General features: G+C 55.0%; 9 protein-coding genes and 1 tRNA gene. 2 read left to right on the forward strand and 8 right to left on the reverse strand.

Annotated features, from left to right (window positions below; all coding sequences use genetic code 11):
- The first annotated feature begins 117 nt into the window (after positions 1-117).
- Positions 118-1,056 (forward strand): 3-hydroxyacyl-CoA dehydrogenase NAD-binding domain-containing protein, encoded by a 939-nt coding sequence (locus tag WA429_RS09555; RefSeq protein WP_287465213.1) that lies wholly within the window; start codon positions 118-120, stop codon positions 1,054-1,056.
- Between the two features lie 108 nt (positions 1,057-1,164).
- Here the strand turns inward: WA429_RS09555 and WA429_RS09560 are convergent, their stop codons facing one another.
- The 7 genes from WA429_RS09560 to WA429_RS09590 form a co-directional block, all read right to left on the reverse strand.
- The gene (locus WA429_RS09560) at positions 1,165-2,100 is read right to left on the reverse strand and encodes a 3-keto-5-aminohexanoate cleavage protein (RefSeq protein ID WP_287465211.1); all 936 of its coding nucleotides are present in this window, start codon (positions 2,098-2,100) and stop codon (positions 1,165-1,167) included.
- Between the two features lie 23 nt (positions 2,101-2,123).
- Positions 2,124-2,927 (reverse strand): SDR family oxidoreductase, encoded by an 804-nt coding sequence (locus WA429_RS09565; protein ID WP_287465209.1) that lies wholly within the window; start codon positions 2,925-2,927, stop codon positions 2,124-2,126.
- Positions 2,928-2,950: 23 nt separating this feature from the next.
- Positions 2,951-3,661: an ABC transporter ATP-binding protein gene (locus tag WA429_RS09570; protein WP_068519990.1), complete on the reverse strand. Its 711-nt coding sequence runs from the start codon at positions 3,659-3,661 to the stop codon at positions 2,951-2,953.
- Complete coding sequence (locus WA429_RS09575; RefSeq protein WP_250280640.1) at positions 3,658-4,428, reverse strand: ABC transporter ATP-binding protein; 771 nt, start codon at positions 4,426-4,428, stop codon at positions 3,658-3,660. The genes WA429_RS09570 and WA429_RS09575 overlap by 4 nt, the downstream gene beginning before the upstream one ends.
- Complete coding sequence (locus tag WA429_RS09580) at positions 4,425-5,705, reverse strand: branched-chain amino acid ABC transporter permease (protein ID WP_068519992.1); 1,281 nt, start codon at positions 5,703-5,705, stop codon at positions 4,425-4,427. Before WA429_RS09580 ends, WA429_RS09575 begins: the two co-directional genes overlap by 4 nt.
- A 2-nt stretch (positions 5,706-5,707) precedes the next feature.
- Entirely contained in the window at positions 5,708-6,649 is a 942-nt protein-coding gene (locus WA429_RS09585) for a branched-chain amino acid ABC transporter permease (RefSeq protein WP_206928329.1), read from the reverse strand.
- Between the two features lie 74 nt (positions 6,650-6,723).
- Positions 6,724-7,965 (reverse strand): branched-chain amino acid ABC transporter substrate-binding protein, encoded by a 1,242-nt coding sequence (locus tag WA429_RS09590; RefSeq protein ID WP_287465205.1) that lies wholly within the window; start codon positions 7,963-7,965, stop codon positions 6,724-6,726.
- A 322-nt stretch (positions 7,966-8,287) separates the two neighbouring features.
- Here WA429_RS09590 and WA429_RS09595 point away from each other — a divergent pair, with 322 nt between their 5' ends.
- On the forward strand, positions 8,288-9,028 hold the full coding sequence (locus tag WA429_RS09595) for a GntR family transcriptional regulator (RefSeq protein ID WP_287465204.1): 741 nt from the start codon (positions 8,288-8,290) through the stop codon (positions 9,026-9,028).
- Between the two features lie 465 nt (positions 9,029-9,493).
- On the opposite strand, the gene WA429_RS09600 is transcribed toward WA429_RS09595, so the two are convergent.
- Positions 9,494-9,570, reverse strand: a tRNA-Met gene (locus WA429_RS09600).
- Positions 9,571-9,744: the final 174 nt, after the last annotated feature.

A 9,744-nucleotide genomic window follows, 5' to 3' on the forward strand; every position in this document is an offset into this window, starting at 1 on the left:
GCCGCATGCGCGCATCATGATTTCCGGGGAAAAATCGCCGCCAAAAGGTGTTTAAAAACAACAACATACACCGGACCAATCCGTCATGATCGGCACATCAAATAACGGGAGGAAATTTTGGGTAATTCGGACATCCGCCAGGTGACTGTTGTCGGAACAGGCATCATTGGCGCAAGCTGGACCTGTCTTTTTTTGGCACATGGTTTTGATGTTGTCGCAACCGATATTCGCGACGGCGCAGAACATGATTTGAATACCGCTATCGAGCGGTTCTGGCCAACACTTCCCGAGACAGTTCTGGCCAAAAAACAGCGCGGCAATTTGCGTTTTTCAACCGACCTTGATGAAGCTTGCGCAGGCAGCGGATTTATTCAGGAAAATGCGATTGAACGACTGGATGCAAAGATCGAATTGATGCGCCGCATCGATGCCGCGACATCCAAAGAAGCCATCATCGCATCAAGTTCATCGGCCATTTCGGTGACCGATATGCAATCGGCCTGTGCGCATCCCGAACGCGTCGTTCTTGGCCACCCGTTCAACCCGCCCCATCTTGTACCGCTGGTCGAACTGGCAGGCGGGGAAAAAACTGGTCAACGGGCGCTGGAACAGACAGAAGCATTTTATGCTGGCCTTGGGAAAACGCCAGTTCGGCTGGAAAAAGAAATATATGGCCACATTGCCAATCGGTTGCAGGCCGCAATTTTCCGCGAAGCCATCCATATGCTTGATCATGGCATCGCATCGGCCGAAGACATTGACCGCGCCGTGACCGAAGGGCCCGGACCGCGTTGGGCATTGATGGGGCCATTTATGACCTATCGGCTGGCGGGCGGAGACAACGGCATGCAGGGATTTTGGGACATGTTTGCCCCGATGCAGGAAAAACTTTGGGCTGATCTGGGCAATCCGACACCACAAAAAGATCTTCAGGATCGGGTAACCGCCGCAGTTGAGGACTCCTATGCCGGTCAATCAATTTCCACCGTTATTCGGGAACGTGATGCCCGGTTGCGCAAGATACTGGCGGTCAAAAAGTCACCCGTTTCCGATTGATGTCGGGATAAAAATCACCCGCAAAAAAACGGCACAGTGTCAAATACACTGTGCCGTTTTTACTTTGGAATCGGTCAGACATGACAAACCATGTCTGGTGTATCCGCCCTAGAAATTGACCTGATCACCACCTTTAAGCGACAGCATGGCGCGTGCTTCGTCCGGGGTTGCGATTTCAAGACCAAGACCTTCGAGAACCTGACGAATGCGCAGAACCTGTGACGCGTTGGACTTTGCGAGCTGACCCGGGCCATTCCAAAGGGAATCTTCAAGCCCGACACGAACATTGCCCCCCATCGAAGCCGCCATTGTCGTGATCGGCAATTGATGGCGTCCTGCGCCAAGCACCGACCAGACATAATCGTCACCAAACAGGCGATCTGCTGTGCGCTTCATATGCGCAACATCTTCGGGATGCGTGCCAATACCGCCAAGAATGCCAAATACTGTCTGAACAAATAGCGGCCCCTTGACCAATCCGCGGTCACGGAAATGCGCAAGGTTATAAAGATGGCTGGTATCGTAGCATTCAAATTCGAACCGCGTGCCGTTCCCAGAACAGGCTTCGAGAATATATTCAATATCCTTGAAGGTGTTGCGGAACACGATATCCCGGGAGTTTTCAAGATATGCCGGTTCCCAGTCATGTTCGAATTTCTGGAACCGATCAAGCATCGGGAACAACCCGAAATTCATCGACCCCATATTCAAGGACGCAACTTCCGGCGCGAATTTAAGCGCAGGCTGCAACCGTTCCTGAACCTGCATCGCAGGACTGCCACCGGTTGTCAGGTTCAAGACCGCATTTGTGGATTGTTTCAGCCGCGGCAGGAAACGGGCAAACATGTCCGGGTCCTGGGTTGGACGGCCGTTTTCAGGATCACGGGCATGAAGATGCAGGATCGCCGCCCCGGCTTCGGCGGCCTCGATGGCCTGTTCGGCGATCTGGTCCGGGGTAACAGGCAAATGCGGAGACATGCTGGGCGTATGAATGCCACCGGTAATGGCACAGGTGACGATGACCTTACGTAAAGTTTTAGCCATGTTGTTTTTCCTTTTTGATCCGCTCAGATGGTTTCGACATTGCCGCAGACACTGATGGCCTGCCCCGAGATATTTGCCCCCGCCGGGGACGACAGGAACAGCGCCATACCGGCCACATCTTCCGGTTCGACCATGCGGCGCAACGAAACCTGTGACAGGTACTGCGCTTCCATTTCCTCGTAACTGATGCCAAGGGATTCAGCACGGGACCGGATCACGTTTTCAATGCGCGCGCCCCGAACCACACCGGGCAATATGGCATTGACGCTGATGCCATCGGGACCGGCTTCCTTGGCCAGACTTTGCGTCAGTCCGACAATTCCCCATTTCGCTGCGGCATAGGGGGTGCGAAGCGCATATCCAAGCCGCCCGGCAACCGATGAGATATTGATGATCGTCCCGGCCTCATTGGCGCGCAGCAATGGTAAGGCCCGGCGCAGAACCAGAAACTGGCTCATCAGATCGATATCAAGGGTGCGACGGATCTCTTCGACAGAAAGCTCGTCAATGGCCCCGGTCGGACCGGAAATGCCCGCATTATTAACCAGGACATCAAGCCCGCCGAGCTGTTCGGATGCCATTGCCAGCAACTGATCAACCTGTGTTTCATCCGAAACATCTGTTACGCGTGTCAGCACATCGGGAAAATCTTTGGCAAATTTGCCAAGGGCATCTTCGTCAATGTCACAAATCAGAACCTTGGCACCGGCTTCGCGAAAGGCACAGGCAATCGCCTTGCCAATCCCTGACGCCCCCGCGGTCACCAGAACCCGAAGGCCCGACCGCGGTCGGGTTCGTTCAATCATATTCATTTTCGACCTATTCATGATTTACGCCCACGGCCCGGCCATCAGGCAACTTCAAGCCAGTTGCGACGCACTTCGGGTGTTTCTTCAAGCTGTTCGGGGGTCCCGCGATAAACCAGTTCGCCATGGCCCATGACCATGACCTGCTGGGCAACTTTCAATGCGATGGTCAGCTTCTGCTCGACCAGAACCACAGCAACGCCACGACGCCCGATATCAAGGATCACTTCCATCACGACATCGACAATCCGTGGCGCCAGTCCCTCGGTCGGTTCATCAATCAAAAGAAGCCGCGGATTGCCCAGTAACGAGCGGCAAATGGTCAGCATTTGCTGCTCGCCACCGGATAAATATCCGGCCCGAATGCCCCGGCGTTCGCGCAGACGCGGGAAATAGTCATACATTTCCTCGATCGTCCATTGATGGGCACCGGGTGCGCCCTTTTGCCCGCCCATGATCAGGTTTTCCTCAACCGTCAAATTCGGGAAAACCAGCCGTTCCTCCGGAACATATCCGATCCCTTTTCGGCAAATGTCATAAGGGCGCTTGCCCGCAATCGATTGCCCGTCAAGGGTCACGGTTCCCGCACTTGGCGGCACCAGTCCCATCATTGCCTTTAACAGGGTTGATCGGCCCGACCCGTTGCGTCCCAGCAAGGAGACAATGCTGGATTCACCGATTTCCATATCGATGCCGTGCAGGATGTGGCTTTTTCCATAGTGGGCATGCAGCCCTTTGACTTCGAGCAAGCTCATTTCGCCCCCTCCTGACCAAGATAGGCTTCCTGGACTTCACGATTGGCACTGATGCGTTCGGGGGTATCGGTCGCAAGAATGCGGCCATATACCAGCACCGAAACCCGGTCACACAGGCTGAAGACGACGCTCATGTCATGTTCAACCATCAAAAGCGTCTTGCCTTCGGTCACCTTGCGGATCAGCTCTGCGGCCTTTGCCGTTTCTTCGCGCGACATGCCAGCAGTCGGTTCGTCAAGCAAAATGACATCGGCACCGGTCGTAAGCGTCATGCCGATTTCAAGTGCGCGCTGCTCGGAATATGTCAGGTCCCCGGCCATGCTTTGCGCACGTGCTTCAAGCCCGACCCGATTCAGAACATCGGCAGTTTCGTCATTGACCCGACGCATCCCCGCTGCCGACCGGAACAGCCCATAGCGCACCTGATGGCGGGCCATGACCCCGATCCGCAGATTTTCAAACACGGTCATGCGATGAAAAATGTTGGTGATCTGGAATGATCGTGCCAATCCGGCGCGATTGATCAAGTGCGGTGAAAGACCGCCAATGCTGTTTCCTTCAAGCCGGATATCGCCCGATGACGGCGCAAACATCCCGGAAATCAGGTTAAACAAGGTCGACTTTCCCGCCCCGTTGGGTCCGATCACTGCATGCCGTTCGCCCGGACGAATATCAAGGTTCAATCCCTGCAACACATCGATCGGCCCAAATGACTTGCTGACTTCCGAAAGCTGCAACGCAGGCGTCTGTGACGTTATCTCATTCATTCTTTGCCTCCTGCACCGACGGTCATATCAGCAGTCGTCGCCTCATCCTTGCGCGCCCAAAGCCGGTCAATCACGCGACGGGCCCGGATCAGGATGAAGACACCCCCGCACAGCAACACAAGCGGCACAAGCCACGTCACCGGGTTAAGCGGGCTCCAGGACAGGCCAAACAGGTCATAGGCCGGGAAACCACCCGCTGCCCCGTCGCGGGCCATTGCATAGTCCTGACCAAACAGAACTTCCGCACTTTCGGTCAAAAAGACAGTCCCTGCCGCAATCAGAATGCCGCCGCCCAAGGCCACAAGATACGGACCGCCAATCTTTGCCAGATCGAGCTGGCGACGATTACGGATATGGTGATCAATCACCCCGCCAATACCTGTTGGTGCATACAGCATCACCAGAACGAAAATCAGTCCCTGGTAAAACAGCCAGGACCGGGTCAGATCCGAAATCAGGAAAGAAAACAGGGTAAAGACCGTCGCCCCGATCACCGGACCAAAGAACACGGTCGATCCACCGACAAAGGTCTGCAAGACCACCTGTGCGGATACCGATCCCGAAAACAGCGAATAGTTTGCCGTCTCATTGGAAATCGCCAGAAGCGCACCGGCAACACCGGTCATCATGGCCGACACCGCAAAGACGATCACCTTGGCGTAATGGGCGTTGTAGCCCAGAAACTTGACGCGCTGCTCATTGTCACGCAGTGCAAGCGTCAGACGCCCGAAAGGCGTTCTGGTATAGGCCCAAAGTGCCAACCCGCACAGCACCACCCAGCCAAGGGTCAGATAATAGACTTCGATGATCGTGCCAAACCCAAACCCCATCCAGGGCATCCGCATCGACGACACGCCTGCTTCACCGCCAAACGTCCCTTCGAGATGCGGGGCCAGCGAATGAAACAGTTCGGCTATTGCCAGGGTCACCAGCGCGAAATACACGCCCGACCGCATGGTCGAAAAATACCCCGCGACCACCCCAACCACGAGCCCGGCCAGCCCCCCAGCCAGCGGCAAAAGCGGCGTTGGAAAGAATAGACCGTCTTCTACTGCGATCATCAGATGCAACGCAGCAAAGGCACCAACCCCGAAATAGGCCGCATGACCAAAGGACAGAAGTCCCGCCTGACCGTTCAGCAGATTGAAGGCAAGGGCAAACAGACTGGAAATCAGGACATTGATCAGCGCATTCTGCCAACCAAGTCCGAGAAATGGCGGTACCGCGATCAACAGAACCAGCAGCAGCGCCAGAAGAATTTTTTGAATGGATGTCATCTTTAATTCCGTTCACCCATCAGGCCGGCCGGACGTACCAGCAGGACGATCAACATCAGTGCAAAGGGAATGGTTGCGCTTACCGAAGACAGCTCAAGCGTCAAAAGACCGCCCACCGATCGCGCCCAGTCGCCAAGCCCGACCACGTCAAACATGCTGGCAATTGACCAATCAAGACCGACAGCAAAAGACGAAAACAGGCCAATCAGAAGCGACGCCACCAGCGACCCTTTAAGAGATCCAAGGCCACCAACAACCACAACGACAAAGACGATAACGCCAAGTTCGATACCCATATTCGGGTTGGTCGGATAAAAGGCACCGGCAACAGCACCAGCCAGCCCGGCAAGGGCGGCCCCGGTTCCGAAAACGAACATGAACACAATCGGAATGTTGTGGCCCAGTGCCTCGGCCATTTGCGGCAACCGTTCAGCCGCGCGCACGACAATACCGGTACGTGTCCGCGTCAGCAGAAGCCACAGCACCGTAAACATGATGACCGCAACCGCACCAATGAACATGCGATAGAATGGATATCCGGTGCCGAAAATCTCAAAGGCGGAAAACCGCAATGCTTCGGGCATCTGGTAATTGACCGGGAAATCGCCGAAAAACAGCTTGATCAGCTCTTCAATAATCAGCGCCAGACCAAAGGTCAGCAAAAGCTCGTGCGCATGACCATGGGCATGTACCCGCGGCAGTAAAAACCGCTCGACCGCCATACCAACAAGCCCGACGACAATCGGTGCGACCAGAATGCCGGTCCAGAAACCGAAGATCGATGACACCGCATAAGCGACATAGGCACCGAGCATGTAAAACGAGGCATGGGCGAAGTTCAACACACCCATCATGCCGAAAATAAGCGTCAACCCGGCCGAGACCATAAACAGCAACAAGCCATAGGTCACGCCGTTCAACGTGGAGATAATCGCGAATTCCATGAGACTTCCGGACTAAAAGAGGCAGAAAAGACCCGGCACAACATGATGAAGGCCGGGTCCTGAAGGCGTCGGGATTACGCGTTCGGGCGCTTCATCTGGCAGCTGTCCTGCACCGGATAGATCGCCTTTTCGCCGGGTATTACCTCGACTGTCTCAAAGCCCATATCCGTGCCATCGGCCGGATATTTTGCGCCCTTGACCACTTTGGAAACCACCACCGGACGAATGGTCTGGTGATCTTCCTTGCGCACCGAAATCGGTCCAAGCGGTGACTGGTAAACACTGTTTTCCAGTGCCAGCGCGATGTCGGTGACATTGATGTCGCCGCCCTTGAAATCAAGCGTGGACAAAGCTTCCTGAAGCTGACCCAGGGCAAAGGTCGAATGACCTTCGACAAAGATCGGATAGGCCCCCGTGGTTGCCTTGTAGGCTTCCGGGAATTCGTTGGTCGGGGTCGCCGCATTGTCATAGTTGTTGGCGATATAGTGACCCAGTGCCGTCTGACCGGCATTGGCGATGTTGCCCGGCTGATCAAGGAAGGTTGTCGCAAAGGTCACATCAAGACCCGCATCACCTGTCGCCTTCATCAGCAACAACAGGTCATTGGACCAGTTACCGGTAAAGACGGTGTCCGGCTCAGCCGATTTGATGCGTGCAACAAATGGTGCAAAATCCTGGATCTTGTTCACATCATGCAAGACTTCGCCAACAACCTCGTATCCGCCCTCGGATGCAGCGGCCTCAACAGCGGCCTGCACATCCTTGCCCCAGGAATAGTTCTGGTTGATGGCATAGGCCTTGCTGCCCAGTGCATCCGACTTTTTCATGGCATTTACCAGGGCGGTAATGCGCATCGGAGCGGTCGTGGTAAAGCGGAAATGATAGAACTGACACTTGTCGCCGGTAAGCTCCATGGCTTCACCGCCAAGGTTCATAAAGATCATTTCCTTGCCGGGATTGCGCAAATTGTGTTTGCGAACATCTTCGGTCAATTGGCCGGCAATCGCCGATGATGCACCCTGAATGATAATATTTACGCCGTCCGCAACAGCCTGACGGAATTTGTCCGCCGCTTCGGACGCGCCGCCGGCATTGTCATACTCCGTCACCTGAACGGGTTCGCCGTTAAATCCGCCAGCTGCATTGATACGATCAACACCGTATTTTACAGCGCGCGCATAAAGGCGCCCGGTCGAGGTTTGTGACCCTGAAAGACTTTCAATAATGCCGATTTTAAGGGGCTCTGCCTGCGACGTGGCGGCACCGAGGGTACCCGCGCCCAGCGCCATCGCGGCACCGAACGCAAATTTTGTCATACGATTCAAGTTTTCCTCCCAGATAACACTTGTTTGTGTACTTGGTCTGCCGCACTGCGTCAGTTATTCCAACGTCTTGGTTCGGCATTGGCGGCAGTATAGACACAAGAATTTGACTGAGTAAAGATATTAGATATGTGATCACACTTTAATTTCGATGACCTTTTCTCGCCCGGTGCACATTGCCATGGCCAACGCACTGGACGTAGAATGCCATAGACAGTACTGCTGTAATCACCTGATTTGGCGTAACTTGTGACCATTGGTGAAATGTTTTGCCGCCAGGTCCAACGTTTCTTCACCTTCTTGAGGCACCGAGTACGTGAATACCTTCGACCTGACAAAGAATTCCAAACCGATGCTGGCCCCGGTTGATGTCTCGACCGTTCAGGAACGGGTTTATCAAAGCCTGCGACTGGGCCTGCTCCGGGGCGAGTTCCTGCCTGGTGAACAGGTTTCTATCCGCGCTCTGGCCAATATGCTCGGCACCAGCGCCATGCCGGTCCGCGAAGCGATCGCGCGCCTGATCGCCGAACGTGCCATCGAACAGTCCGGACCGCGCACACTTCGCGTTGCGCCCTATCATGCCTCCGAACATGAAGCATATATTCGCATCCGCATGCAGCTCGAAGGTTACGCTGCCGAACGCGCCGCCAGTGGCCCCAAAAACCCGAAACTGGTCGATGCCCTGCGTCGCCACAATGACCAGATCAAAGAAGCATTACAGGTTGATGATTATGACGCGGCCCTGACCGGCAATCAGGCTTTCCATTTCGAACTATACCGCGCCAGCGGCTATAGCCAGCTTCTTGACCTGATTTCAACGCTCTGGCTACGCACCGGCCCGATTGTCGCCTCCGCACGCAAGGATACTTCGCTGTTCGAACGCGTGTTCACCCATGGCGTCAAGATCCACAGCAATGTCATCGATGCCGTCGCCCAACGCGACCGTGCCGCGGCCCGCTGGTCGGTCAATCTTGATATCCGCTCCTCACATCTGGCCATCCGGCGTTTCTACAAGCTTGCAGATGCGAATGAGGCTGATGTCTCCAGGGCGGATTGATTTGATTTTTGGGCAGGATTAGCGCTCGCATTGCTCGCTCAGCTCCGGCCTGTGGCCTTCGCAAAGAACCTGCAAACAGGTATCGGATACATTTGAGGAAGAGGCGATAACGCAGTCTCCGCGCGGCTGTCGCCGTGCTCGACCTTCAGCTTAAAATCGCTCCACTGGAGCGATTTCTTCACAGCTTCAGCCTTCAAGTTATGAGCGCAGGTTCAAAACGGAGGAAGATCGAAGGTTCTAATTCTGACCCAAGACAAAAACGACAAAACCCCGCCGATGGCGGGGTTTGTTGTTTTGGTTGCGGGGGCAGGATTAGCGCTCACTGCGTTCGCTCAGCTCTGGCCTTTGGCCTACGCAAAGAACCTTGTGCAAACAGGCATTGGCCTGTTTGCGATGTTCCAATCCGCATGCACCCGACAATCGAACATTAAAAAAGCCCGCCACGAGGGCGAGCTTATTTAATGTTGGTTGCGGGGGCAGGATTTGAACCTGCGACCTTCAGGTTATGAGCCTGACGAGCTACCGGGCTGCTCCACCCCGCGTCAGTGGGTGTTCTGTTGTACGCCTTGGCGTTTAAACAGATAACGCCGCGTCTGGAAGATGCGGCGCTTTGATGTTTGGGGTGTGTATATAGGGAATATGTTGCTGTATTTGGAAGGCCCGGCGGTGACCTACTCTCCCGTGCCTTAAGACAAAGTACCATCGGCGCAGGCTGG

This window comes from Thalassospira sp. CH_XMU1420-2 (genome assembly GCF_037029325.1).
Classification (GTDB): Bacteria; Pseudomonadota; Alphaproteobacteria; order Rhodospirillales; family Thalassospiraceae; genus Thalassospira; species Thalassospira povalilytica.

Coding starts and splice junctions, on each gene's coding strand:
- WA429_RS09560 (WP_287465211.1), bottom strand. CDS start 2,100: ATGGCTAAAACTTTACGTAAGGTCATCGTCACCTGTGCCATTACCGGT.
- WA429_RS09565 (WP_287465209.1), bottom strand. CDS start 2,927: ATGAATAGGTCGAAAATGAATATGATTGAACGAACCCGACCGCGGTCG.
- WA429_RS09570 (WP_068519990.1), bottom strand. CDS start 3,661: ATGAGCTTGCTCGAAGTCAAAGGGCTGCATGCCCACTATGGAAAAAGC.
- WA429_RS09575 (WP_250280640.1), bottom strand. CDS start 4,428: ATGAATGAGATAACGTCACAGACGCCTGCGTTGCAGCTTTCGGAAGTC.
- WA429_RS09580 (WP_068519992.1), bottom strand. CDS start 5,705: ATGACATCCATTCAAAAAATTCTTCTGGCGCTGCTGCTGGTTCTGTTG.
- WA429_RS09585 (WP_206928329.1), bottom strand. CDS start 6,649: ATGGAATTCGCGATTATCTCCACGTTGAACGGCGTGACCTATGGCTTG.
- WA429_RS09590 (WP_287465205.1), bottom strand. CDS start 7,965: ATGACAAAATTTGCGTTCGGTGCCGCGATGGCGCTGGGCGCGGGTACC.